Source organism: Chryseobacterium sp. OV279 (assembly GCF_900128945.1).
In the GTDB taxonomy this organism is placed as follows: Bacteria; Bacteroidota; Bacteroidia; order Flavobacteriales; family Weeksellaceae; genus Chryseobacterium.
This window is the reverse complement of sequence record NZ_FQUD01000003.1, coordinates 238,729-262,661: the sequence shown is the minus strand read 5'-3', so window position 1 is coordinate 262,661 and position 23,933 is coordinate 238,729. Positions and strand designations below refer to the sequence as shown.

Sequence of the window (23,933 nt, the reverse complement as noted above, 5' to 3'; positions counted from 1 at the left end):
AAAGCGTTTTCAGAATTGAAAAAATATCATGAACTTTACGGGACATTAATTTCTATAAAAACCACAGCGTTTTTAATCGTACAAAATCATGAATCTATCTGAAAAAGCAGAAAAAGGAAGCCAGCGTTTCCGGTATATCAAACTTTGTATTTTCTTTTCGGGACTTTCCGTATTTGCGCAGCTTTATCTTTTTCAGCCGATGCTTCCCACCGTCTCAGACTATTTCAAAACAACGGCCGGCGACAGTTCTCTTCTGGTTTCTTCTTCCACGATAGGAATGGCCATTGGATTGTTGTTTTTCGCTTTTAAGGCCGATAGTTATTCAAGAAAAAAACTGATGACTTTTTCACTGGTTTCATCTGCATTGCTTACGATTATCTCAGCGTGGATGCCAAGTCTCAGCTTACTCATTGCGACAGGTGTTTTAAAAGGTTTTGTGGTTTCCGGAGTTTCAGCGGTGGCACTCGCCTATCTGACTGAAGAAGTTCATATTTCTGTCGTCGCCCTGGCCATCATTTTGTGGTTTCCGGAGTTTCAGCGGTGGCACTCGCCTATCTGACTGAAGAAGTTCATATTTCTGTCGTCGCCCTGGCCATCAGCATGTATCTCAGCGGAAATACCATTGGTGGTATGAGTGGAAGAATATTGGCAACGATCTTAGCCGGGGAATTCGGTTGGCGGAATGCCGTTCTGATTATAGGGATAGAAAGCCTGATTCTGGGACTGGTATTCTGGAAACTCTTTCCGGAATCTAAATTTTTTAATCCCCAGAAAACGGATTATTCTCTGAAAGTCAAACAGATGAGAAAGTTCCTTACAGATTCTTATATGCTGCGTTTGTACTGCATCGCTGCTTTGCTGATGGGTACTTTTGTAAGTGTTTATAATTATCTGACTTTCAGACTGGAAGATCAGCCATTTTCGTTGAGTCATTTTGTGATCGCTTTTATATTTTTAATGTATATTTTCGGGGTATTCGGTACGATGATTACGAGCAGACTTTCGAAAAGATTCAGCCGCAATCTTATTCTGAAAGGATCAGTTCTGTTTATGTTTTCCGGTACTTTGTTTCTGTTGTCGGAGAATATTTATGTCGTGATTTTCGGTCTAGGGCTATTCACTTTAGCCTTTTTCGCAGCGCATACCATGGCAAGTCAAATGACGGCACTGCATGCAAAACAAGGAAAGTCGTCAGCTACTTCCATTTATTGGCTGTTTTATTATTTCGGATCCAGTATTCTGGGAAGCGGAACGGGATATATTCTCCATGCCTTTTCCTGGACTGTTTTTATAACGGTACTCTTATTTTCCGTTGGAATTTCGTTTGTGCTTGCGGCAAGAAACAGAGATTTGGGAACATTTAAAGTTCTTTAACAAACAACAGATACCACACAACTACCACATTTTATTTTCTATTTTTCTTTAATTTTAAGAAAAAACAATATTATTTTAACATATAATTAATTATTTATAGAAAAAATTAACAAAACATTCAAAATCAAAGGCAATTTACTCTAATGCAGGGCATAATATTTGCAAGTACTTAAGGACCACACACCTTTCTAAACTCACAATATTATGAACGCAGCAGATCTTAAAATTAAAAACTTAGTTGAATACAAAAACCAAACGTATACGATCACTGAAATTTTTCATGGCAGAAACCATGATTATTTTGTAAAAATCGAGAATGATATTCACAGTATTTCAGTTCCCGCAGATGCTATTACGCCTATTCAGATCACTGAAGAATGGCTTGAAAAGTTTGGCTTTTTGCGGACCTACAGCTCAGAGCAGAGAATCCGTTATGAAAGACCGGAAGCGTTTATCAAATATGACATTGATTTAAGTTCTAAAAAGATCCTGGAAGGCCTGAAAATATATGGAAATTCCATCAGATGCAGGTATATCCACGAGTTTCAGAATATTTTTTCGTGTCTTTTCGGAAAAGAGCCTGCAACATCCAGTTTCGGATTGTTAAAGGCTGAGTCTTAGTTTTATCATGTTTATTATAAAGAAACCGTTGCATTGTGTGCAACGGTTTTGTTTTATACTTTTTTGAATTAAATTGAAAATAACTTTGATTCTATATTGAAGGCGAGTTTTTTTAACGCAAAGTTTAATTATAATGCTTCATATTTTGAGGAGTGCAAAGAGGAAATCAATTTCATTGATTTGATTAAGCGGATGCTTTATTACATAATCTCATGGATTTCCTCACAGTACTTTTGAAGCCCCCACTATTCCATCTACACATTATCAAATCATCAAATCACTCCTTGCTTCTGAAGACGCTTCTGTTTTGCCTTTTCTCTCTGTTCTTTACGAAAATCCCAAGGTGAAACGGCTGTTTTATCCTGCCACAAACCCAGTTTTTTTGTTTTTGCCTTAGTTTGCATCACTCCAAGATCTGCATCTTTGGAATAAGAATAATACCACCAGCCATATCCGGCCTTTATGATTTCCGCTGAAAGATATTTTCCGTTGTCATAGTAAACCTTTGCCACCGAACGGCCATAACGGTCTTTCTTCATTTCCGTAAACATGATCTTTTTAGCAAAAACCTGATCGGAGGTAAATTTTTTGGCATTTTTTCCAAAAGGCTGCCGGTTTTCGGGACAGTCTACTTCAGCCAGCCGAAGTTTCTTCTGTACATTCCCGTCCAATAAAACTGTGATCGTGTCTCCATCTGAAATCCCAACTACTTTTGCCGTCGTCTGTGAGAAAAATGAAAGAGGAAAGCATAACAATGCATATAGAAAAATTCTCATGATGCGAAATTATGTATTTATTTCGGAAACCCTTTGATACAGGTGTTTTTTTTTATTTATTTCACTTTTAAAAAAGTCAATTGTGAATTTTGCTTCGCAAGTGAATGGTGACTTCGAGAACCTCAGCCGCCAGAGATATTTTTCCTTCATTTAAACAAGTCACAGCAACTCATCAACTCTCATTATGCTGTACAAATTCCAGTCTGAAAGCTTTCGGACTTTTCCCACGCTGGGCTTTAAAGAATTTATTCAGATGGCTTTCATCCGTAAAGCCTAGTTCGTCTGCAATTTCAGTGATTCGTCTGTCGCTGTGTTTCAAGCGATGTTCTATTAAAGTTGTTTTATAGTTATTGACGTAGGACTGCAAGGTTTCGCCACTATGTTTTTTAAAATATTTCCCGAGATAGTTCTCTGAAAATCCAAATGCCTTGCTGATGCTTTCCGTACGGATCATTTCCGGCTCATAAATATGGCTTTGAATATAGTTAAGGATATTAATAATACGAGATTCGGAGGTTTCATCTATTTTCTGAGGCAGGTATTTGGCAATATTACGGGCTACAACGACAATAAGGGTATTCACCAATTGAGCCGTAATGTCACCATGGTAGACATCTCTGTTCACAGCCTCTCTGATCAGCGCTTCTACAATCGGACGGATGAGTGTTTTATCACTTTGATTTTTCAAAATACAGCCCGGTTTGTGGTTGGCATTCTCCATAATAAATTCCAGCCGCTGGATATTTTCTTTTGAAATGCTGCTGTCTTTTAAATAGATATTACTGAACTGCAGAAAGAAAAACCTTGTTGTACTGTCGATCCAAAACTGACTGCAATCCTGAGGGGTCAGGAGAAACATATGGTTGTCAGAATAGGAAAAACTGTGCTTGTTGATACAGTGCCTACCTGTCCCCGACAATATAAAAACAAGCTCGAAAAAGTTCTTCCGGCTTTCCTTCTCCGGAAAGGTATCTAAAGTTTCAAAATGAATACTGTAAGGCTGATATAATACATCGCGGTTCATACAAATCGTATTTTATTGACATGAGCAAAAATATACAAAAAAATAGAAACAATATACCATTAATCTGCTTAAAATCAGTATAATTTTGCTCCATAGAATATAAATATCACCTATGACAAAAACATTATTAAGTATAACCCTGTTATTTATTCTGTCTGTTTCACTGCATTCACAGGGGATTGAAGATAAAATTTACCACTACTCCTCTATGGATGCCATGAGAAACGGAGTATATACCGGAGACATTACTGTAAAAGAATTAAAACAAAAAGGCGATTTCGGACTGGGAACCTATAATTTCCTGGATGGTGAACTCATCGCGCTGGATGGCAAAATATACCGCATTGCAACCGATGGATCCGTTGAAGTGGCAGATATAAAAAGAAAGGTTCCGTTTGGTTCGTTTACTTTTTTCAAAAAAGATAAATTGGTGACACTTGAACAAATTAAAACCATTGATGACCTTCTGAAGAAATTACCTGAGCTTTTGCCTTCACGCAACCGTTTTTATGCTATAAAAATTGAAGCAACATTCAGCAGTTTAACATTGGGTGGAGCGATAAAGGTGGATGAAAAAGATACAACTGGTATTGCCACTTTTATGAAAACAAGACCATTGTACAAAAAGCAGAACATCAGAGGAATTATTATAGGCTTTTACAATCCCGGATACGCAGGAGGCTTGGATTTATCGCCGTTTCATTTCCATTTTATATCAGATGATAAAAAGGCCGGAGGGCATATGATAGAAGGAAATTTTTCCGATGCAAAAATCACCATTCAGATTGACGAGAAAAACGCTTACGAAGTGATATTACCGAACACTAATGATGTCGGTTATCAGCGAACCTGGACCTCGTCCCAAGCAAAAGCACAGTATTAAATTTTAAAATATAAATATTCAATTTCATGAAGACAAGAAAATCAGCTTTTATACATGTAGCAGCCCTACTCTCTTTCAGCTTAGTCTCTGCCCAGCAAAAGGTTCTGCAAACCGATTTCAATAAAGGAACCTGGGAGCAGGTAGGTCAAGGTTTACAGCGAAAGTGGGTTTCGGGAGCGCAAAGCACTTTTGCATTCTGGAAAATGGATAAAGGTGCCCATGTCCCACCACACCAGCATCCGAATGAACAGGTAACCTATATTACAAAAGGAAGCGTTAAGGTTCTGATGAATAATAAGGAGCACATCGTAAAAGCAGGTGGTATCCTGATCATTCCCGCCAATATCACCCACGAATTTTTCTGTCTGGAAGACGGCACCGAAGATCTGGACTTTTTCACACCTGTTCGTAAAGACTGGACAGACGGAACAGCATCCTATCTTAAGCAACAGGGAAATCCGCTTGAAGTCGTGGCACAGTTTGATGAGATGAGACCTGGAAATGTAGCAGTAAGCCGTAATGGACGGGTCTTTGCCACTATTCATCCTTTAGCATCCCCAAAACTCCAGCTGGTAGAAATCGTCAATGGAAAACCTGTTGCATTCCCTTCCAGAGAATTGCAGAAAAACGGCGGACCGGCTGACCATAATAAGTTTGACACACCTCTGGGCGTAACTGTAGATAAGCAAAACCGTCTCTGGATGATCGATATGGGTCTGGAACTGGGCAAAACCCGTCTTTGGTGTTTTGATTTAAAGAAAAATAAAGTAGTAGAAAAAATTGAACTGCCAGCTGATATTGCTCCCAAAGGAAGTTTTGTACAGGATGTTGCTATCGACGAAAAAAACGGCTGGGCTTATCTTGCTGATATTGCCAATCCCGGCATCATTGCTTTAAACCTGAAAACAAAAAAAGCCAAAAGATTCAGTGGACATGAGGCTTTACAGTCTGAAGATGTCGATATGATCATCGATGGAAAAGTGATTGATTTTGGCGGAAAACCATCCCGTGTAGGTGTTAATCCTATTACTCTTTCAAACGACAGGGAAACGATTTTCTTTGGATCTATGAACGGTACTGCATGGTATAAGGTTCCGGCCAGACTTTTCCGGGACAATGCTGATGATAAATTGATTGGTAATGCGATTCAGAAATTCGGAGATAAACCTGTCAGTGATGGTGCAGCGACGGATCAGTACGGCAATCATTATATCACCAACCTTGGCGGACACAGCATCAGCAAACTGAATGCTAATGGACAACTGAGTGAAGTGGTTAAAGACGGAAGATTGAAGTGGCCCGATAATGTAGCGGTTTCTGAAGACGGATACCTATACATTTCGGTGAATCAGCTGGACAGTACAACTGCGTTTTCGGGTGATCAGGATCAAGGGAAGCCGCCTTATTTTATTTACAGGGTAAAACTTTGAATACATTGATGACCACCCCGTCAAAAATTCTTTGAATTACCGTCACTACTCAGGCAGAGGGAAATTTCTCCCCATCCAATTGAATTACCACTACCATTGAAATTTTTCGAAACGTAATTAATAATAAAATTTAAACATTATGACTGACGAACAATTTTTGTCAACAGCCGTTTTAACAGCTAAAGAAGGAAAAAGAACCGCCTTAAAAGAGGCTCTGTTACAACTGATAATCCCCACACGCAGCGAACCGGGATGTCTTTACTATATTCTTTTTGAGGATAAAAATAATACAGGTACTTTTTATATGCGTGAGGCGTTTAAGAACACTGCCGAATTTGAATTTCATACCCAAACCGTTCATTTTAAAAACTTTGCCGCACAGATGGACGAACTGATGAGCGAGCCTATCCAACTGATTGAACTGAAGCCGGTTTCAGACATGGAGTAAAGCCATAACAGAACAGGAATTCTCCAGCATTATAAAAAACCGTAAATACTAGGTACACTCACAATCTGAAAAAAATAATAACCTACAATACATTTCTTCAGATTCGATTTAAATTATTGATTATATTTGAGTTACTAATATATACATCATGAAAAATACAAAATTAAAACTGAATGCGATGGGTCTCGAAGCTTTAAACAGATCCAAACTAAAGAGTGTAAACGGAGGCGTGGCCGCTGGTGCATGCGACAACTGGGGAGGTGCTGAATTTTCAACTTGCTACAACTGCTGCCTCGGAAATTATCAGAGCCAAACAGATTTACCAATGGGACCTGCTCCCTATGAGATCTGTGATGCGGTGTGTGGAGGAACTCCGGTTGTTATCCATCCTTAACAGCAATAAACCAGAGATTTTTTTAAACCATTATATTAAATAATACTTTAATAATCAAACTGACAAAAGATGAGGCTGTCCCAAAATTGGGGCAGCCTCTATTGAATTTCATATGATGATGCAGTATCTCTGAATGTTTAAAACAGTTACTTAAAAACAATCCATTATAATCCGGTCTTCAGCACTTTTAACAGTTCTGTCTGCTGGATGACATCATTTTTACTATTGATCAGGTTATAATTGGCCTGAAGCCAGTTGTTTCTCACAACAAAGAAGGTATAGGCATCCATAAGGCCTTCTTTGTATTTTTCTTCTGATTTCTGAAAAGACAGTTTCTGATTTTCAAAATTGGCTTCTAAAAGGGTGTATTTTTCCTGAGCATTTAAATATTGAGCCTTTATGGAATTGATGCTTTGCGTAAGGTTGTTCACAATCAATTCTTTATCATAAGTAGAATTGATCACATTCAATTTGGCAACTTCCACATTGTTTTTGACCTGAAATCTATTAAAAATAGGAATATTAAGTCCAAAAGACACCGATTGGTTTTTATTTTGAGAAAACTGATCGGAAAAACTGGCTGTGGAAGCATTATTATTTAAAGATTTGTTATAAAAAGTAGACCAGCTATAACTTCCGTTGAGGGTTGGTAAATAAGCTGATCCAGCAAGATCTACCGTTTTTTCCTGAGCTTTGATCTCCGCAAGAACAGTCTGGTATGCCGGATTATTTTCCAGTAACCTTTTGGTAAAATCAGACTGATTGAAATCATCTTCCGCTAAAGCCTCCTCATGAGTAGTCACAAAATCAATAGAATCCTGAGGGATGGCTAAAGCGTTTAGAAGATTTATTTTAGCCAGATCACGTTGATTTTTTGCACTTACCCATTGTTCCTGCAACGTTCCTAAGTTGGCTTTTATGTCATAAATGTCACTTTTTGAGCGGCTTCCTATTTCTACTTCTTTTTCAGTTCGCTTAATCTGCTCTTCAATCCCTGAAATCTGCGTTTCCAGGACATCCAGCCAGCTTTTACTGTTTTGGTAGATAAAAAAGGTCTGAATAACATTCAGTTTCACTTCATTCTGAGCTCTTTTAAGCTTATAGGAGCTGGTTTCTTTGTTGAGTTTTGAAAGGGAAATATTCACATAATTCCGCCAGTTGAAAAGCTCAATATTGGCCTGAGCCTTCAGCTGGTCGTATTGTGTATTCAGCACTTCTCTCTGATTACTGGACTGATTAATTGATGATCCGAAACTATAGCTGTGATCAACACCAGCCTCTACAGAAGGCAATAACATTCCTTTTGAGGCAGCAATCTGATGATCATTTTTCTTGATGTTTACCGTTGCCTGTTTGACCAGCGGATGATTGGCCGCAGCATAATCCAGACACTGCTGAAGATTCCACGATTGCTGTGCAGGAAATAGCCCCACAAAAAATATGAAGATTAGATTTTTCATGTACAAGATGAATTTAAATTGAGTTCGGGTTAGGCTTGTGGCTTTCTGATATTGTTAAAAACAAAATCTCTTATTCTGAACTCAGGTTATTGTAAAGAAGATAAGTGACGGGAATGAAAATCATTCATATTTAAGATACTTCACAAGACTTACTTTGGTTGCTTTGTAGGCTTTAATACTCACAACAGCGAATGTTAAAACAAGCAGCGTAAGAAGACTGATAATGAAGGGCCAAACCGGCATATCTATTCTGTAAGCAAAGTCTTTCAGCCATTCGTTCATCAGATAATAACTGATCGGAATGCTTATAAGAACCGCTGTCAATGTAATCCAAAGGAATTGTTTGGTCAGTCCCATAATTAAAATTCCGTCTGAAGCTCCCAAAGTCTTTTTAATCGCTACATCTTTCAGTTTCTGCTCAATCATCAATGAAGACAAGGCAAATAATCCTAACAAAGCCACCATTAAAACCATTGCATTCAGAATTGTGAAAAGGGTTTGCTGTTTTTGGTATCTTTCAAAGGTTTTGGCAAATTTCTGATCGATAAAAAAGTAGTCAAAAGGATACCCCGGTTCTACCGAGCCTGACCAATATTTTTTTATCCGGTTTACCGTACCTTCAATATCATCCGGTTTTATTTTCAGCTGAATATTATAAACATATTCTTTTTTCCAGTCTGTTTCCCTGTAGTGAAAAAATACAGTAGGTTCTATTTCAGATCTTAAACTTCTGACATTGAAATCTTTTACGATGCCTACAATATGGTATTTTATGCTGTCAAATCCCGGACGGATTTCATTCTTTAAAGCCTCGTCATCATTCCAGCCAAATTTCTTCACAAAAGCCTCGTTGACCAAAGCGGTATTGATGGTATCAGAGGCGAGATTCGGATCCAGCCAACGTCCTTTTTTCAGTTTTACATTCATAAACTGAAGGTAATTGTAATCCATAGATCCGTGCTGAGCCTGGATACTTTGATTCATAAAATCAACATTTGAACTGCTGGATCTGTTGGTTCCGGGAATAATTTCTCCATAAGTAACTTCATCCACTCCCGGTATCTTACTCATTTCGGTTCTTAATCTTTCGTATTTCAGCCATGGCTTTGGATTAAATTCCCTGAAGTTGACGATCAGTACCTGTTTTCCGCTATAGCCAAGATCTTTGTTCATCATATGTTTCACCTGTTGATTCACGATCAATCCGCCAATAATGAAGAATGATGAAATAATAAGCTGTAAAGTCAGAATTCCGTTTCTCAGCCAGATTCCGTGTTTGCTTCTTGCGAAATTTCCTTTCAGAGTTTCTATGGCTTTGAAGTTGGACAGATACATCGCCGGAATCAACCCGGAAATCAATGTAACCATAATGACCATGACAAAGGAATAAAAGTAGACATGCCAGTCGTTCATCTTCATCTCCTTATCAAAAAACTTGTTGAAGCTTGGTAAAAGAAGCTCTGTTAAGGCCAGCGAAAGCAGATAAGAAGCGATACAAAGAACAAAAGTTTCCAGTAAAAACTGAACAATAAGATTGGTTTTTGTACTGCCAATGGCTTTTCTTACTCCGATCTCTTTAGCCCGCTGAGAAGCCTGTGCCGTTTTCAGATTGATGAAATTAATAGCTGATAAAACAACAATTAAAACAGAAAGGGTAAACAGGATCATTAAGGTTTTGAAATCAGGTACCCCAAACCATGATGCTTTTGCGTGAAGTTTTACCTGATCAAGAGGGGTCAGCAGACTATCCGTAGGACCATACAGATCCAGATACTGCTGTGGAGTCAATCCATCGGAATCCTTATCCAGTTTTGCCCTGTATTCAAAAATATCGGTTATAAATTTTTGTCGTAAGGTAGAAGGATCTGTCCCTTTTTTAAGCATAAAAAAACACCCAAAATTGAAATTTCCCCAGTTATTTTCATCATCTTTAATCTGTTGTACAGGATTGAGAACAAACTCCGGTTTGATCTGGCTGTTTTCTTTCGGTAGCTCGTAAACAGCTGTTACCACGTAATTTTTATTGTCAAATTTGACACTTTCTCCTGCAACATTCGTCGTTCCGAAAAGATTTTTGGCAGCAGTTGTCGAGAGTGCTATGACGCCATCTCCTTTCAATGCATTTTTATAGCTTCCGGAAACCAGTTTAAACGGGAAGAAATTAAAAAAATGTTCACTGGCAGTCAGTCCATCCTGCTGATACGCTGTTTTATTTTTCGTGGTCATTTTAAATCCTATTCCTGCACTATTGAACAAAACATAGTCCTCTACTCCCGGAATTACATCCTTAGCACGTCTCGCCATCGGAACCGAAAGATTATTCCCGTAAGAATTCTCTTTCTTATGATACGTTTGAAAATAGTAGATCTCGTTCTTTTTAGGATTCCACTTTTCGAATGACTCTTCATCATTCCAATGCAGCAGAATCAGCATAAATCCCGTAAGTCCAACCGTAAGTCCAAATAAATTGATTGCGGTAGACAGCCAGTTCTTTTTATAATTGATGAAAGCAATTTTAAGCCAGTTATTAAGCATGATCGTATAATTTTGTAAGTAATGAAGATATATTTCCAGGAGGATTCAGGTCAAAAATACACCTGATATCCAGGAAACTGAGTTCCACGGTTATTAGTTTTTTACAATATAATGAGTTAAAGAATGTTCCAGTTACTGGAGCTCCTGCGCATCCGCCTTTTCGAAAACATCTCTTCTTTGGGAAGCATGTTCTTCATTAAATATTTCACCATCCTTCATATTCACAATTCTGGAAGCAAAACCTGCATCATAAGAAGAGTGCGTTACCATGACAATGGTGGAACCTTCCCTGTGAAGTTCTGCCAGGAGATTCATCACCTCATTTCCGTTGGAACTGTCAAGATTTCCGGTAGGCTCATCTGCAAGAATCAATTGAGGTTTTGTCACCAAAGCTCTTGCAACGGCCGCCCTCTGCTGCTGACCTCCCGAAAGCTGCTGAGGATAATGCTTGGCACGGTGTCCAATATTGATTTGCTCCATAATTTCCTCTACTCTTCTTTTTCTCTCAGAAGAGGAAACTCCGTTATAAATCAAGGGTAATTCTATATTTTCATATACACTAAGCTCATCTATCAGATTGAAATTCTGGAAAATAAAGCCTATATTTTTCTTTCGGATAGCCGATTTCTTTTTCTCTCCTGCTTTTACCGTTTCCACTTCTGCAAATTTGTAAGATCCTGTAGAAGCATCATCCAGCAGACCCAGAATATTAAGAAATGTAGATTTCCCACAGCCTGAAGGCCCCATTATGGCTACAAACTCCCCTTCTTTGATATGAAGACTGATGTTATTCAAAGCATTGGTCTGTACGTCTTCAGTTTTATAGATTTTAGAAAGATTCTGAACGTTGATCATTTTAATTTTTATTTAAAGGTGAAGGTTATTATTATTATTTTTTAATCTCAAGGATTTCGTATTTTTTAATATCTGAATAGTCAGATGTAATCACTGTTTCACCGCTTTTCAGTCCTGAAACTACTTCGTAAAATAAAGGATTTTCGCGACCTAAAACAACGTTTCTTTTTTCCGCTTTATTTCCTTTGACCACGAAGATCCATTTTCCGCTGGTATCTTTATAAAAATTACCTTTTGGAACCATGACACTCTGGGTATCAGCAGATAGTTTGAGTTTTACGCCAAAGGTCATCCCTATTTTCAGGTTTTGCGGTTTTACATCAGTAAAGTTAAGTTCTACGGAAAACTGTCCGTCTTTTACTTCCGGTAAAATTTTAGTGATGATCACTTCGTATGATTTACCGTCGTTATCCAGACTTCCTTTGATGCCGTTCTGAAGTTTATTGATGTAATATTCATCTACTTTAGCTACCAATTTATAGCCGTCCATCAAATCTATTTTACCAATACTCTGGCCCGTTGTCAGGTTTTCGCCTATTGAAACATTAAATGATGACAGCCTTCCCGAAACCGGAGCCATGATCAGGAAATTGTTTTTGTTGGAATGCAGGATCTGACGGCTTTTCTCCATTTGACTGATAGAAGAATTAATGGCAGACATTTGTGAGCTTCTGGATTTTTTTTCGTTAAAAGCTCCCTTTTCTACGATTGATTTTCTTTGTTTCTGGTAATTCAGATTCTGCAGACTGATATCATAATCCGTCTTTTTCCCGATCTCAGCATCATAAAGACGTTTTTGCAGATTAAACGACTGTAAAGCCGTATTATAATCATTCTGGGACTGCAAGAGTTCTTTGTCCTGTACAAATTCCTGATTTTTAAGTTCAAGAAGTGTACTTCTCATCTGGCTGATCTGCTGCATGATTCCCGTTTCCTGATTCAGATAATTAAATTCTGTATTCGGATTGTAGACTCTTGCAATGGGTTGTCCTTTTGTGAGGATCTGCCCGTCTTCCGCAAATTTTTCCTTTATGGCGCCACCTTCCAGAACATTCACCAAGGATGAGTTTAAAGATTGTGTCTGTGCGGTGAGCATCAGCATGTCTTCAAATTTTCCACGGGTGACCTCTTCTATCTGAATGTCTTCCGCTGAAATATTATACGTCTTTTTCTGTTTCATGAAATACAGACTGAACAGTGATCCTGCCACTATAATCATCAATCCGATTAAAACAATTTTCAATGTAGATTTCTTTTTTACTATTTTCGTATCCATAATTAAGATAACTCGTTTGCTTACAATTAATTACACAATCCAAATGCCAGTAAATTATAAATCTGTAAGTGATTGACAATCTGAAATAAAGCTTTTAACCCATTGGTTAAAACTGTTCATTATCGGACACTTTTTGTGCGAAAATGAACACTTAAGCTTTACATTTGTGTAACGAGTTCTCTGTTTTAATTAATTTTTTAAATAGTATGCGTAAAAAAGAAGCCCACATATTGATTGTAGATGATGATGAAGATATTTTATTTTCTGCAAGAGTCTGGCTCAAGAAATTTTTCTCGGAAGTAAGCTGTCTCAGCCAACCCACAAAAGTTTTGAAATTTATCATTGAACATCAGATCGATGCGGTTGTTCTGGATATGAATTTCCGGAAAGGATTTGAAAGTGGTCAGGATGGCCTGTATTGGATGAATGAGATCAAAACTCTTGAACCCCAGCTTCCTGTCATTCTTATGACGGCTTACGGCGAAGTGGAATTGGCGATCGAAGGTTTAAAAAAGGGAGCATCCGATTTTATCCTCAAACCATGGAATAACGAAAAACTGTATGCTTCTGTGAATCTTGCGGTAGATCTTTCACGAAAAAATAAAAAGCTGAGCCAGTGGGAAAATATCAATCAAAAAAGCAATCAGTATCAGCTGGACAGCCATTCTCCTAAAATGCAGGAAATTCTTGAGCAGATAAAAAAAGTTTCTCCTACTGACGCCAACATCCTTCTTCTTGGGGAAAACGGAACGGGAAAATATGTTTTGGCGGAATCTATTCATGAACAGTCGGACAGAAAGAATGAGCCTTTTGTGCATATCGATTTGGGAAGTATTTCTGAGAATCTTTTTGAAGCTGAGCTATTCGGATATAAAAAAGGAGCCTTTACAGATGCTCATCAGGATTATGCAGGAAAAATAGAAAACACCCAGAATGGAACTGTTTTTCTGGACGAAATCGGCAACCTTCCTCTTCAGCTCCAGACCAAACTGCTCAGTTTGATTCAAAACAGAAAACTTTCCAGAATTGGTGAAACGAAGGAAAGAATGCTGGATGTACGTTTTATTTTTGCAACCAATGAAAATCTGAAAAAAGCAGTCGCAGAGAACCGTTTCCGTCAGGATTTATATTACAGAATCAATACGGTGGAAATCAATATTCCCGCTTTGAGAGAAAGACAGGAAGATATCCATCTTCTGGCCACCTATTTCTTAGACCGCTATAAACAGAAATACCATAAGCCGAATTTAGAATTATCTGAAAACTTATTATCTCAACTAAAAAACTATCCTTGGCCCGGAAATATCCGTGAACTGGACCACTGCATAGAACGAAGTGTGATTTTATCCAATGACAAAAGTCTTCAGCTGCTGATGCCTCAACTGGAAGAACAGGAAAGTACCATCACTAACCTGAATATTGAAGACATGGAAGAAATACTCATCAAAAAAGCACTAAAAAAACATCAGGGCAACATATCTTTGGCAGCAGAAGATCTGGGACTCTCAAGAGCGGCTTTGTACAGAAGGATGGAAAAGTTCGGATTATAATTGAATCTATAGATACATTTCAATGCGTAAAAATAATTACATCTGGCTGATTTACATTTCATTGGCCATCGTCTGCGGAATATTGGGCTATCATTTCTTCCAGTTGGAAAAATGGATCAATGTGCTACTCTTTGCTGCCCTGGTTCTGATTCTAATCATTTTAGCTAATTTTTCATTTTTATCTCAAATTGCAAAAACAGAGAAAATTATTCAATCCATCATCAAAAAAGATTTTTCATTATTTCCAAAGGAAGATGCTTCTGAGCTAATGAGCAGCAGTGTACAGTTATACTACCAAAGTAAAAATGAACACCTTTCTTTGTCTTCCTACAAACTTCTGTATGAAAGTATTTTAGACCAAATAGACACCGGTCTGATGATTTTATCTGAAACCGATAAGGAATGGAAAGTATTCTATGTAAACCCTACTTTCCTGAATATACTTGAAATTCCAAAATACAATTCATGGAAGCTGTATGCCGCTAAAATTCCTGAATTTTACAGAATCATTGAGGAGACGAATTATGAAAGCTGGCAGGAATTTCTTGATATTTCTATCCGCCAGAATGCGAAACAGTCTTTTTCTATGAGAACGAAACAGGTGAAAAATGTTCAGCACAGCTTTTTCATCATTACTCTGGAATCTGTTCAGAAAATTATTGAACAGAAAGAAAAACTGGCCTGGAACAACCTGATGAAAGTGATTTCCCATGAACTTTTAAATACATTAACTCCCGTCAACAGTCTTATCCAAAATCTGGAATACATCAGTAATCAAGAGACAGTCAATAAGGAAGATCAGGAAGAAATGAGAGAAAGTCTGATGATCATCACTTCGAAATCAAAACAGCTGCTCAATTTCGTTGACAATTACCGTCAGGTGGCGGAACTTCCCAAACCTCTCCTTAAAAATGTATCGCTGAAAACAATTACAGAATCTGCGGTCGATTTCTTAAAACACGAATTTGAAAAGAACCATATACAAGTGATCTTAGATCTGGAAGAACACTTTGTTTCCGCAGATGTAAAAATGATTGAACGAAGCATTATCAACCTTTATCTCAACGCTATATTTGCAGTCTCAGAAAAGGAAGAAAAAATCATTACAACATCCATAAAATCTCAAAACAACAGGGTTATTTTAACGTTAACAGACAATGGTTCCGGCATTACCGATGAGATTAAAAACAAAATATTCCTTCCGTTTTTCACGACAAGAAACGGCGGCTCCGGAATTGGCTTAACTCTTTCCAAAAGTATTATGGAAGCACATCGTGGTTATCTTATCTATCATGCACAGGAAGAAGGAAGCTCTTTTGAGATGTGGTTTCTGCAATAGAAAAAATTGCGGATTTTGTTTAAATTTTCACGAGGATTAGCCGGATGATCGTGGTTTTTCATTAGCCACGGATGACACGGATTTTCACGGATGTTTGTGGATATTTTCTATTGGTTAATCTAATAACTTCTGATTTTTTTTAAACTTTTGCGACTTTGTAACTGGAATAAACAATTAATGAATAGCTTAAATCATTAAGCTCAGCTTGGCTTTAAGATATACAGCTTAAAAAATGTAATTTAGCCCGATACACCAGAACATTGAATTACAAAATGCTTTTAAAAAATATAGTTTTTGGAATAGTCTCAATCATTTCCCTTATTTCCTGCGCTTCAAGTCACGTAAAAAATAATGATCAAAAGTCTTTATTTACCGACCCTATTGTTTTACGACCGGATTTTAAAAAATATTTTGAAGACTGTACTGCCAACGGTTCGATTGCTATCTATGACAATCATCAACATCAGTGGATCTTGTCTGATACGGTAGACAATAAAAAAGAAACGCTTCCGGCATCTACATTTAAAATCATTAATATGCTTATTGCACTGGAAACCCAAACCATCACCAGTGAAAACGATATTGTACAATGGCCGGGCAAAACAGATACCCTAAAATACGGCTACAGACCGGATATTTATCACGATATGTCTGTAAAAGAAGCTTTTGAAGTTTCGGCGGGCTGGGTTTTCGTAGAATTAACGAAGAAAATAGGAAAAGACAATTACATGAAATTTTTATCTAAAAGCCAATATGGAAATCTTGATCTGTCACACACGGATGAGGATTTCTGGAACTTTGGGCAATTTGCGATCTCTCCCATCAATCAGGTGGAATTTCTGAAAAATCTATACAATGATCATTTACCCTTTTCCAAACGCAATCTGGATATTGTAAAAAATGTGATGTTGACGGAAAAGAATTCTGACTATATCATCCGTTCAAAAACCGGATGGACAAGGGATCGCGGGATGAATACAGGCTGGTGGGTAGGATTTATAGAAAACCAAAATGGTGCTTATTTCTTTGCGACACGGCTATTGCAGGATAGAAAATTCAACAGTTCTAATTTTGGGAGTTGCAGAAAAGACATTACGAAGTCTGTATTTAAAAATCTGGGGATTGTCAAATGATTTTATGAATGTCCAGGTTTGTTTTTAATGCAAAAGAAATGAAACAAAGGGAGAGATCAAATGAATTGATTCTGATGAAGAGAATGGATGAACATCCTTTTAAAGTTTCACGCAGATTTATCAGATGATGCAGATTTTTTTATGTATCAATCTGCTTTATCTCTGTAATCTGCGAGAGCAAAAATAAAGCTGTTGAATTTGAAGATATAAAAAAAGGAGCTCATCCCTATGGACAGCTCCTCTTTTTCTGTGTTAAACGACCTTCAAATACCAAAACTTCTCTATCGTAATTTGTGTTTTTTTAATAGTGGCTTTCGAGAAATTCAGCTAAAGGTCATGCATACACTTATATTAATTCATCACTTAGCGTTTAAGCAATTATAGTTTTATAACTTTACACCTACAATTACCCTTGTTCATCCGCATAACATTAAAAATTCTTTTCAGATTCTAATTTTATGCGTTTTTTCATTTGTTGTTTTTGTTGATACAAAGTAACGACATTGCAGGAAAAAATAAATCACAAAGGGCATCGATATATATCGATAAGAGCATAGATGTTTATCGACACAATGGTCTGAATCGTGTGAAAATGAAGAACTGATGGTAGAAATCCTAGATTTTATGATGAGTTTTGACAAGATCGATCAGCTCGACAAGATTTTCTATTTTTAATTTCTCAAATATGTTTTTCTTGATCGTGCTTACCGTGTTCTGTTTGATATTCAAATGATTGGCAATTTCCAGATTTCCATTTCCTTCAGCATACATTTCTGCAATCTGCAATTCTCTGTTCGTTAAGCGGCTCAAAGGATTGATCAAATCCGGATTATGAACAAACTGTACCATCAAGTTCCTTGAAAGGGCAGAAAAGTACTCGCCTTTCTGTACCATGTCGGAGATCGCCTGTCTTATCTCTTCCTCTTCGCTTAATTTGCTGACATACCCATTAGCTCCGGCTTTAATAAATTTAAGCACGTGCAGATCTTCTTCAAGGCCTGTAAACACCAGTATTTTAATATTGGGATTCGCCGCTTTCATCTGTGACAGGATGTGCAGACTGTTTCCATCCGGAAAATGGGCATCAATGACGGCTATTTCTACTCCTTTTGATTCTATCAGTTCTACGATCTGCAGTAGAGACGAGGTTTGGTAAATCTTAGCATTCGGAACGATTTCATCTATAAGAATTGCCATCCCCTGGCGTACAATGCTGTGATCATCCGCTAAAAGAAATACAATCTCTTTATCTTCAATTGGCTCCCCCATTATTATTCATATTTAAATTGATACTGAATGTTACTTTTGTTCCTTTATGCAATTTACTTGAAACCGCGATCTCTCCGTCGAAAAGTTCGATAATTTCTTTACATAAACTCAGCCCAAGACCAGCTCCAAAATTATTAATTTCATCTGATATCATCCCCTGATAGTACGGTTCAAAAATTTTCTCGAGATCAGATTCTGATATTCCTACGCCTGTATCCGCGACAGTTGTTGTCAGCGTAATGATATTCGCACCTTTCATTTCAGTAGCCATGGAAAGATCAATCTGTCCGTTTTCTGTGAACTTATTGGCATTGCCCAGAATGTTCATAAAGATCTGGTTCATTTTAATATTGTCCGAGCTTACCACAACATTTTCAGGGATTCGGTCGGTGACCAGAAATTTATTATTCCTTGTTTCGATGTAAGGTGTAATGGCCGTTGTAATAGAATTAATTTCATCTTTAAGATTAAAGACGGTTTTATTCAGCTGTTTTTGAGCCTCCTGATTTTTTGTGTACTCCAGGATCTGATTCGACTGGATCAATAACGTACTGTTGGTAAATTTTATTGATTTTAAATAATCTTTCGTTGTCTCATCTTTCGTCGTTCTGTTGATCTTATCAATAAAAATATTAATAATTTTCAACGGAGACATCAGCTCATGGCTGAGCATTCCCAGAATTCTGTTTTTAAAGGTAAGGCTCTTTTGAATTTCTTTGTTTGCAGCATTAAGCCTCAATTCGTAGATGAAAGCCATTCTGGTGAAATACATAATCAGAATCGATACGATAAACATCAGGACCATTAATCCCAATACAAGATACTTTCTGATTCTGTTATTATCCGAACTCTGCTGGTTGTATTCTTTTTCAAGTTCTGATTTAAAGTCTTTTATCGCTTTTTCATAAACATTAATCAAGCCGTTACTGTAGACTAAGAGTTTACTGAAATTACTGTAAAAATGGGCATTATCACGTTGACTTTTGACTGCAGACTGCTGAACCTTTCTTACCTCATCCGCATAATGCTTATCCATAGATTTGATGGCATTATCCATTTCGGATTTTACGTTGGAAAGATCTACCGTTTTTTTATTGGTCATCGTGATCACCGTACTTTCCTTCCGGACATCTACTTTCCCCGATATCGCATCTTTCAGACGGCCCATAAAACCTTTCTTTTTAATGGTGTCAGAATAGGTATGGGTCTCTATCTTCAGATCTTCGAAGTCGTTTTTATACTTTTTCAGCTCATAAGGCTTCTCCTCCACTTTTGCCGGTGGATTGAGGGATGATTCGTAGGCGGAGTCTATCAGCACCTTCAGTCTTTTAACTTCCAGCGTATCTTTTTTCTGCAGTGCCACATTCTTTTTTAGTTTTGGACGTATGCTTTCGTAATCCCCTATTTTATCAAAATTGGTCTTAAGTTTTTTAAGGGATTCAAAGTATAATTTAAGGTCTTTATCATCCTGACTGACCATATAGTTCTGCAAATGGTTTTGGGCATCCATGAAATCCTTTCTGGAATCATCGGTAAGCCCACCTAAAGCTCTGCTTTCTTCCAGCTGATCTTTAATGAACTTCAGTTTCTTTTCATTAACAAATTCGTTATAAAAAAATATGGCTATAATGACCTGTATCAATAAAATACATATGATCAGTGAGTAATGAACAATCTTCCTCAATTTAAAATTTAAGAATTTATTTTTCATATCTATTTATCAGCTAAATTAATTTTCTGATTACTTAAGTCTGTTAGGCATTAGTTTTAAACGATATAATTTACGCTAAAAAATCCAGTAATACGTATATATCTTTCAACCAGCAAAGTTAAAGTAATTTTTGTCTTTTTTTTACAGCAAATATGTGATATAAACCCAGAAATTAATTATGTCATGCATCAAAACACGACATCCAGTTCAATCCTAAAAGGCAACGAAAATGGCAGGTCACGATGAAAGTAAAAACGATAATTGTATTATGATATAAAAAAAAACATAAAGGTTTCAAAGCACTATGGATAAACGATTTTAAAGAATCTAAAAAAAAGGATTTTCTGAACTTTTATGGATAAAAATATTATTTCTTACCCATCAATAAATCTATTTTTTTAAGAAAAATCAGGTCATTCATTCATGGCCAAGTGATCTGCGTCACATAAACAACAGTCTTTTTCTTAAAGTGACATAGATCACACTAAAATCTTCTTTATTTACTCCAAATTCGTACTGTTATTTAAAGACAAAGAAATGGAGTCTTATCATTCTATCCACGTCATCTGCTTTAAAGTTTGTTTTTCATACTGGCATGATCATGGTTAATTTTAAAGCAGCCGTTCCTTTAATGAATGTTTCAGACAAGTTTTGTCTTTACAAAATACAATAAGATAATTTTTAAATTCAATATAATGAAAACAACAGATTTCAAGGTACTTTTTGTCCTTACGTCGCACGATCAACTGGGTAATACCGGACTTAAAACAGGGTTTTGGTCAGAAGAATTTGCCGCTCCTTATTATTCACTCACGGATGCGGGTGTACAGGTTACCCTTGCTTCCCCTTTGGGCGGCAGACCACCTCTAGATCCTAAAAGTGAGCTTCCTGATTTCCAGACAGATGAAACCAGACGTTTCGATGCAGATGAAGCGTTACAGGAAAGATTATCTCATACCCTGAAACTTAGCGGGGTGAAAGAGGAAGATTATGATGCTGTTTTTTATCCGGGAGGTCATGGACCGCTTTGGGATCTGACCAATGATGAAAATTCAATTGCTCTGATTGAAGCATTTTACAGAAAAGGTAAGCCTGTAGCAGCGGTTTGTCATGCTCCAGGTGTATTAAGATTCGTGAAAAATGAAGATGGTACTCCATTGGTACAAGGGAAACAGGTAACAGGATTTGCCAACAGCGAGGAAGATGCCGTACAACTGACAGACATCGTTCCTTATCTTGTAGAAGATGAGCTTAAAAAACTGGGTGGAATTTACAGCAAAACAGAAGACTGGCAAAGCTATGTGGTTAAGGACGGCCATTTACTTACCGGACAGAATCCGGGATCATCCATCGCTGTAGCTCAAAAATTACTTGATTTACTGAACAGCCAAAACTCATAAGGGTTTTACAATAATGAAGTTTAGACGGTCCGCGGCCTGCATGTTCCATGCAGGCCGCGGATTTTTATATTCTACAAAGCCAGAATGAGCACAGATAAGTTTTATAAATTCTTGATTTTTATCAAGAGAAGCTCTCCTGCATTCCTCTACTTTTATCAAAAAATTAATCAATACAACTGTTATGTTTATAGGACACTTCGGACTTTCATTCGCTGCTAAAAAACTGGCTCCAAAGGTTTCATTAGGAACTCTTTTTATCGCAACCCAATTTGTTGACCTTCTTTGGCCGTTCCTGCTTATTTTCAATATCGAAAAAGTGGCTATTGTGCCGGGTTATACGGAAACCAATGCTTTTGAATTTCTTTTTTACCCTTACACCCACAGTTTACTGATGAATCTGGTTTGGGGAATCGTGGTAGGGCTTATCTATTGGTTTATTAAGCGGGATAAGCGAGGATCAGTAATTGTTGGGCTTTGCGTATTCAGCCACTGGTTTCTGGATGTGATTGTGCATGTGGCGGACTTACCATTGACTCCCTTCAGTGATTATAAAGTAGGACTTGGCCTCTGGAATCATTTAGCTGCCACTCTGGTAATTGAAACCACTCTGTTTCTGATAGGTACGGCTATTTATATCACTTGTACAAAAGCCAAAAATAAAATCGGAAAATGGGGACTTTGGGTATTGGTTGTTCTGCTTTTAGCCGTTAATTTCGGAAATGCATTTGGGCCTACTCCATCCAATTCAATAATGACCTTATTCGTATCTTCGGTTATCGCTTCTGTACTTATTATTTCACTCTCGTATTGGGTAGATAAAAACAGGGAAGTAAAAGGGTAATCAACAGTTTTTACATTATGAATTTTCGATCTGGCGTTTTCTTATTCTGCTGAATGTTTCAGCGGTCATGCCGAGAACGGAAGCTATGTATTGCAAAGGAACCTGATTAAACAATGCTTTGTTATGCTGAAAATAGGTGTAATATCTTTCTTCGGCATTCATGGATAAGTGAGAGAACACCCGCTCTTCCATCATGGTAAAACATTTGACGATGAATCTTTTTTCAATCTCAATCCATTTAGGGAATTCTTTGCAAAGTTTGCGATAGTTTTCTTTGGTGATGGTTAATAGTTGAGTCTCGGTCAAAGCCTGTATGGTCCAGCGGTTGGGCTGATCAAAAAAGAAACCCATCACTTCTGTTATCAGGTAATTTTCTGTAGAAATCCATTGTGTAATCTCCTTTCCATCTGACAAGGTATAAACCCTGAGAATACCGGACTGGACAATGCTTAATTTGTTGCAGACTTTATCTGATTCTGTGAAAATATCATTTTTCTGAAGCTTTTCTTCAGTAAAGTAAGAATACAGCATTTCCAGTTCCTGATCGGTCAGCTGTCCAAAATGCTCCTGTATTAATTTGTTAAAATTTTGCACGAAATATATTTGTAATAGGTACGAGGATTCAAATATACAGAATAGTTTTTCAGTACCATTTCCTGATGATATCTATTTTTCAGCTTCATCCATTCAATTTTAAATGACCATTCAAACCACTTTATTCTTTATATTTGGATGGTATGATAAAAAAAATAATTTCCACGGTGATTCTTCTGAATCTTTTTTACGCCTGTCAGTCTCAGGATTCTAAAGTTGTGTTGATAGATAAGCTGGACAAAAGCTTCAAAGTTGCCCGGTTTTATGAACCCAAGCTGAAAAAAACAGATGAACTTTTATCTTCTGACGTTAAAAAGATGGATAAAAAAGCAGCAAAAAAAGCTCTGGAGACTGCGATGTTCGCCAAAGATACGCTGGCTTTTTACAAATCAAACGGAAGATTACCCTCTGAATTTTATGTGGAATCTACCAACGACTGGATGTCGAGGAAAGAAAAACCTGTCAAATACTTTGGTTATGCATACAGCACAGTTGCTTACGATGAGGAAAAAGATACGCTGGCTATCTTAAATAAAGTGGCATTTCCTTCATTGGGCATGACAGAGAACAACAAAGGGGAATTCGTTTATTTACTGGCTACCAAAACCTCAAAAAATAAAAATGATGTTACCAATATCCTGAGTTTCCTGAAAAAAAATTGTACCCGCGTGAATATTGAAGATCAGTCATCGGAGAAAGTAAGCTGCTGGGAAGATAAAAATTTCTATTACGTGCTGTCCGCAACAGATGAAAAGAAAGAAGAAATTCTCTCCTACGATCAGTCAGGAAATAAGAATTCAAAAATGGTAGATGTTACAGATATCCGTTTAAAAATATATTCCAAAGATTATGTTCAGACGATGAGGAATGAGAAAGCATATCTGCCGGATTTTATTCCTGCTAAATAACGGCATTTGAGAAATTAACAGCATATAAAAATAGCCAGCTCATTACCAGCAGGCTATTTTTTTTAATATTAAGATGAACTTTATAGGAAAAGTATTCATCTGAAATAATGAT

At 37.2% G+C, this 23,933-nt stretch carries 22 protein-coding genes; 13 read left to right on the top strand and 9 right to left on the bottom strand.

Annotated features, from left to right (window positions below; all coding sequences use genetic code 11):
• The first annotated feature begins 88 nt into the window (after positions 1–88).
• The 3 genes from BUA72_RS24755 to BUA72_RS13550 all read left to right on the top strand — a co-directional run bounded on the left by BUA72_RS24755 (position 89) and on the right by BUA72_RS13550 (position 1,995).
• Positions 89–559: an MFS transporter gene (locus BUA72_RS24755; protein ID WP_262484413.1), complete on the top strand. Its 471-nt coding sequence runs from the start codon at positions 89–91 to the stop codon at positions 557–559.
• Positions 541–1,374, top strand: coding sequence for an MFS transporter (locus BUA72_RS24750; protein WP_262484412.1), 834 nt, complete (start codon positions 541–543; stop codon positions 1,372–1,374). The genes BUA72_RS24755 and BUA72_RS24750 overlap by 19 nt, the downstream gene beginning before the upstream one ends.
• A gap of 204 nt (positions 1,375–1,578) precedes the next feature.
• Positions 1,579–1,995: a hypothetical protein gene (locus tag BUA72_RS13550; RefSeq protein WP_034727493.1), complete on the top strand. Its 417-nt coding sequence runs from the start codon at positions 1,579–1,581 to the stop codon at positions 1,993–1,995.
• Positions 1,996–2,267: 272 nt separating this feature from the next.
• Here BUA72_RS13550 and BUA72_RS13545 read toward each other — a convergent pair whose 3' ends face one another.
• Entirely contained in the window at positions 2,268–2,771 is a 504-nt protein-coding gene (locus BUA72_RS13545; protein ID WP_047454090.1) for a thermonuclease family protein, read from the bottom strand.
• Between the two features lie 172 nt (positions 2,772–2,943).
• Positions 2,944–3,795 carry an AraC family transcriptional regulator gene (locus tag BUA72_RS13540; RefSeq protein WP_072923374.1) on the bottom strand — a complete coding sequence of 284 codons (852 nt, stop codon included), beginning with the start codon at positions 3,793–3,795 and terminating at the stop codon, positions 2,944–2,946.
• Between the two features lie 112 nt (positions 3,796–3,907).
• Between BUA72_RS13540 and budA the strand changes: the two genes are divergently transcribed.
• The 4 genes from budA (at position 3,908) to BUA72_RS13520 (ending at position 6,950) form a co-directional block, all read left to right on the top strand.
• Positions 3,908–4,678, top strand: coding sequence for an acetolactate decarboxylase (gene budA, locus BUA72_RS13535; protein WP_072923373.1), 771 nt, complete (start codon positions 3,908–3,910; stop codon positions 4,676–4,678).
• Positions 4,679–4,704: 26 nt separating this feature from the next.
• The gene (locus BUA72_RS13530) at positions 4,705–6,108 is read left to right on the top strand and encodes an L-dopachrome tautomerase-related protein (RefSeq protein ID WP_072923372.1); all 1,404 of its coding nucleotides are present in this window, start codon (positions 4,705–4,707) and stop codon (positions 6,106–6,108) included.
• 139 nt (positions 6,109–6,247) lie between these two features.
• Positions 6,248–6,556: a putative quinol monooxygenase gene (locus tag BUA72_RS13525; protein ID WP_072923371.1), complete on the top strand. Its 309-nt coding sequence runs from the start codon at positions 6,248–6,250 to the stop codon at positions 6,554–6,556.
• 148 nt (positions 6,557–6,704) lie between these two features.
• The gene (locus BUA72_RS13520) at positions 6,705–6,950 is read left to right on the top strand and encodes a hypothetical protein (protein WP_047454081.1); all 246 of its coding nucleotides are present in this window, start codon (positions 6,705–6,707) and stop codon (positions 6,948–6,950) included.
• A 164-nt stretch (positions 6,951–7,114) separates the two neighbouring features.
• On the opposite strand, the gene BUA72_RS13515 is transcribed toward BUA72_RS13520, so the two are convergent.
• The 4 genes from BUA72_RS13515 to BUA72_RS13500 form a co-directional block, all read right to left on the bottom strand.
• Positions 7,115–8,410: a TolC family protein gene (locus BUA72_RS13515; RefSeq protein WP_072923370.1), complete on the bottom strand. Its 1,296-nt coding sequence runs from the start codon at positions 8,408–8,410 to the stop codon at positions 7,115–7,117.
• Between the two features lie 120 nt (positions 8,411–8,530).
• Positions 8,531–10,945, bottom strand: a complete 2,415-nt coding sequence (locus BUA72_RS13510; RefSeq protein WP_072923369.1) for an ABC transporter permease — start codon at positions 10,943–10,945, stop codon at positions 8,531–8,533.
• A 132-nt stretch (positions 10,946–11,077) separates the two neighbouring features.
• Entirely contained in the window at positions 11,078–11,800 is a 723-nt protein-coding gene (locus BUA72_RS13505) for an ABC transporter ATP-binding protein (RefSeq protein ID WP_034727465.1), read from the bottom strand.
• A 34-nt stretch (positions 11,801–11,834) separates the two neighbouring features.
• Positions 11,835–13,076 carry an efflux RND transporter periplasmic adaptor subunit gene (locus tag BUA72_RS13500; RefSeq protein ID WP_072923368.1) on the bottom strand — a complete coding sequence of 414 codons (1,242 nt, stop codon included), beginning with the start codon at positions 13,074–13,076 and terminating at the stop codon, positions 11,835–11,837.
• 206 nt (positions 13,077–13,282) lie between these two features.
• Here BUA72_RS13500 and BUA72_RS13495 point away from each other — a divergent pair, with 206 nt between their 5' ends.
• The 3 genes from BUA72_RS13495 (at position 13,283) to BUA72_RS13485 (ending at position 17,098) form a co-directional block, all read left to right on the top strand.
• Positions 13,283–14,626, top strand: coding sequence for a sigma-54-dependent transcriptional regulator (locus BUA72_RS13495; RefSeq protein ID WP_072923367.1), 1,344 nt, complete (start codon positions 13,283–13,285; stop codon positions 14,624–14,626).
• A 22-nt stretch (positions 14,627–14,648) separates the two neighbouring features.
• Complete coding sequence (locus tag BUA72_RS13490) at positions 14,649–15,965, top strand: sensor histidine kinase (protein WP_072923366.1); 1,317 nt, start codon at positions 14,649–14,651, stop codon at positions 15,963–15,965.
• Between the two features lie 272 nt (positions 15,966–16,237).
• Complete coding sequence (locus BUA72_RS13485) at positions 16,238–17,098, top strand: penicillin-binding transpeptidase domain-containing protein (RefSeq protein ID WP_072923365.1); 861 nt, start codon at positions 16,238–16,240, stop codon at positions 17,096–17,098.
• Between the two features lie 615 nt (positions 17,099–17,713).
• On the opposite strand, the gene BUA72_RS13480 is transcribed toward BUA72_RS13485, so the two are convergent.
• Positions 17,714–18,367: a response regulator transcription factor gene (locus tag BUA72_RS13480; RefSeq protein ID WP_175548905.1), complete on the bottom strand. Its 654-nt coding sequence runs from the start codon at positions 18,365–18,367 to the stop codon at positions 17,714–17,716.
• Positions 18,351–20,078 (bottom strand): sensor histidine kinase, encoded by a 1,728-nt coding sequence (locus tag BUA72_RS13475; protein ID WP_047454066.1) that lies wholly within the window; start codon positions 20,076–20,078, stop codon positions 18,351–18,353. The genes BUA72_RS13480 and BUA72_RS13475 overlap by 17 nt, the downstream gene beginning before the upstream one ends.
• A gap of 695 nt (positions 20,079–20,773) precedes the next feature.
• Here BUA72_RS13475 and BUA72_RS13470 point away from each other — a divergent pair.
• A complete protein-coding gene (locus tag BUA72_RS13470; protein ID WP_047454209.1) occupies positions 20,774–21,478 on the top strand; it encodes a type 1 glutamine amidotransferase domain-containing protein in 705 nt (234 codons plus the stop codon).
• Between the two features lie 181 nt (positions 21,479–21,659).
• Positions 21,660–22,319: a metal-dependent hydrolase gene (locus tag BUA72_RS13465; RefSeq protein WP_072923364.1), complete on the top strand. Its 660-nt coding sequence runs from the start codon at positions 21,660–21,662 to the stop codon at positions 22,317–22,319.
• A gap of 15 nt (positions 22,320–22,334) precedes the next feature.
• On the opposite strand, the gene BUA72_RS13460 is transcribed toward BUA72_RS13465, so the two are convergent.
• On the bottom strand, positions 22,335–22,913 hold the full coding sequence (locus tag BUA72_RS13460) for a Crp/Fnr family transcriptional regulator (RefSeq protein ID WP_072923363.1): 579 nt from the start codon (positions 22,911–22,913) through the stop codon (positions 22,335–22,337).
• A 143-nt stretch (positions 22,914–23,056) separates the two neighbouring features.
• Between BUA72_RS13460 and BUA72_RS13455 the strand changes: the two genes are divergently transcribed.
• The gene (locus BUA72_RS13455) at positions 23,057–23,821 is read left to right on the top strand and encodes a hypothetical protein (RefSeq protein ID WP_072923362.1); all 765 of its coding nucleotides are present in this window, start codon (positions 23,057–23,059) and stop codon (positions 23,819–23,821) included.
• The last annotated feature ends 112 nt before the right edge of the window (positions 23,822–23,933 follow it).

Coding starts and splice junctions, on each gene's coding strand:
- BUA72_RS13550 (WP_034727493.1), top strand. CDS start 1,579: ATGAACGCAGCAGATCTTAAAATTAAAAACTTAGTTGAATACAAAAAC.
- BUA72_RS13515 (WP_072923370.1), bottom strand. CDS start 8,410: ATGAAAAATCTAATCTTCATATTTTTTGTGGGGCTATTTCCTGCACAG.
- BUA72_RS13455 (WP_072923362.1), top strand. CDS start 23,057: ATGATAAAAAAAATAATTTCCACGGTGATTCTTCTGAATCTTTTTTAC.
- BUA72_RS13500 (WP_072923368.1), bottom strand. CDS start 13,076: ATGGATACGAAAATAGTAAAAAAGAAATCTACATTGAAAATTGTTTTA.
- BUA72_RS13490 (WP_072923366.1), top strand. CDS start 14,649: ATGCGTAAAAATAATTACATCTGGCTGATTTACATTTCATTGGCCATC.
- BUA72_RS13540 (WP_072923374.1), bottom strand. CDS start 3,795: ATGAACCGCGATGTATTATATCAGCCTTACAGTATTCATTTTGAAACT.
- BUA72_RS13530 (WP_072923372.1), top strand. CDS start 4,705: ATGAAGACAAGAAAATCAGCTTTTATACATGTAGCAGCCCTACTCTCT.
- BUA72_RS13505 (WP_034727465.1), bottom strand. CDS start 11,800: ATGATCAACGTTCAGAATCTTTCTAAAATCTATAAAACTGAAGACGTA.
- budA (WP_072923373.1), top strand. CDS start 3,908: ATGACAAAAACATTATTAAGTATAACCCTGTTATTTATTCTGTCTGTT.
- BUA72_RS13545 (WP_047454090.1), bottom strand. CDS start 2,771: ATGAGAATTTTTCTATATGCATTGTTATGCTTTCCTCTTTCATTTTTC.
- BUA72_RS13510 (WP_072923369.1), bottom strand. CDS start 10,945: ATGCTTAATAACTGGCTTAAAATTGCTTTCATCAATTATAAAAAGAAC.
- BUA72_RS13485 (WP_072923365.1), top strand. CDS start 16,238: ATGCTTTTAAAAAATATAGTTTTTGGAATAGTCTCAATCATTTCCCTT.
- BUA72_RS13520 (WP_047454081.1), top strand. CDS start 6,705: ATGAAAAATACAAAATTAAAACTGAATGCGATGGGTCTCGAAGCTTTA.
- BUA72_RS24755 (WP_262484413.1), top strand. CDS start 89: ATGAATCTATCTGAAAAAGCAGAAAAAGGAAGCCAGCGTTTCCGGTAT.
- BUA72_RS13465 (WP_072923364.1), top strand. CDS start 21,660: ATGTTTATAGGACACTTCGGACTTTCATTCGCTGCTAAAAAACTGGCT.
- BUA72_RS13495 (WP_072923367.1), top strand. CDS start 13,283: ATGCGTAAAAAAGAAGCCCACATATTGATTGTAGATGATGATGAAGAT.
- BUA72_RS13475 (WP_047454066.1), bottom strand. CDS start 20,078: ATGAAAAATAAATTCTTAAATTTTAAATTGAGGAAGATTGTTCATTAC.
- BUA72_RS13480 (WP_175548905.1), bottom strand. CDS start 18,367: ATGGGGGAGCCAATTGAAGATAAAGAGATTGTATTTCTTTTAGCGGAT.
- BUA72_RS13470 (WP_047454209.1), top strand. CDS start 20,774: ATGAAAACAACAGATTTCAAGGTACTTTTTGTCCTTACGTCGCACGAT.
- BUA72_RS13525 (WP_072923371.1), top strand. CDS start 6,248: ATGACTGACGAACAATTTTTGTCAACAGCCGTTTTAACAGCTAAAGAA.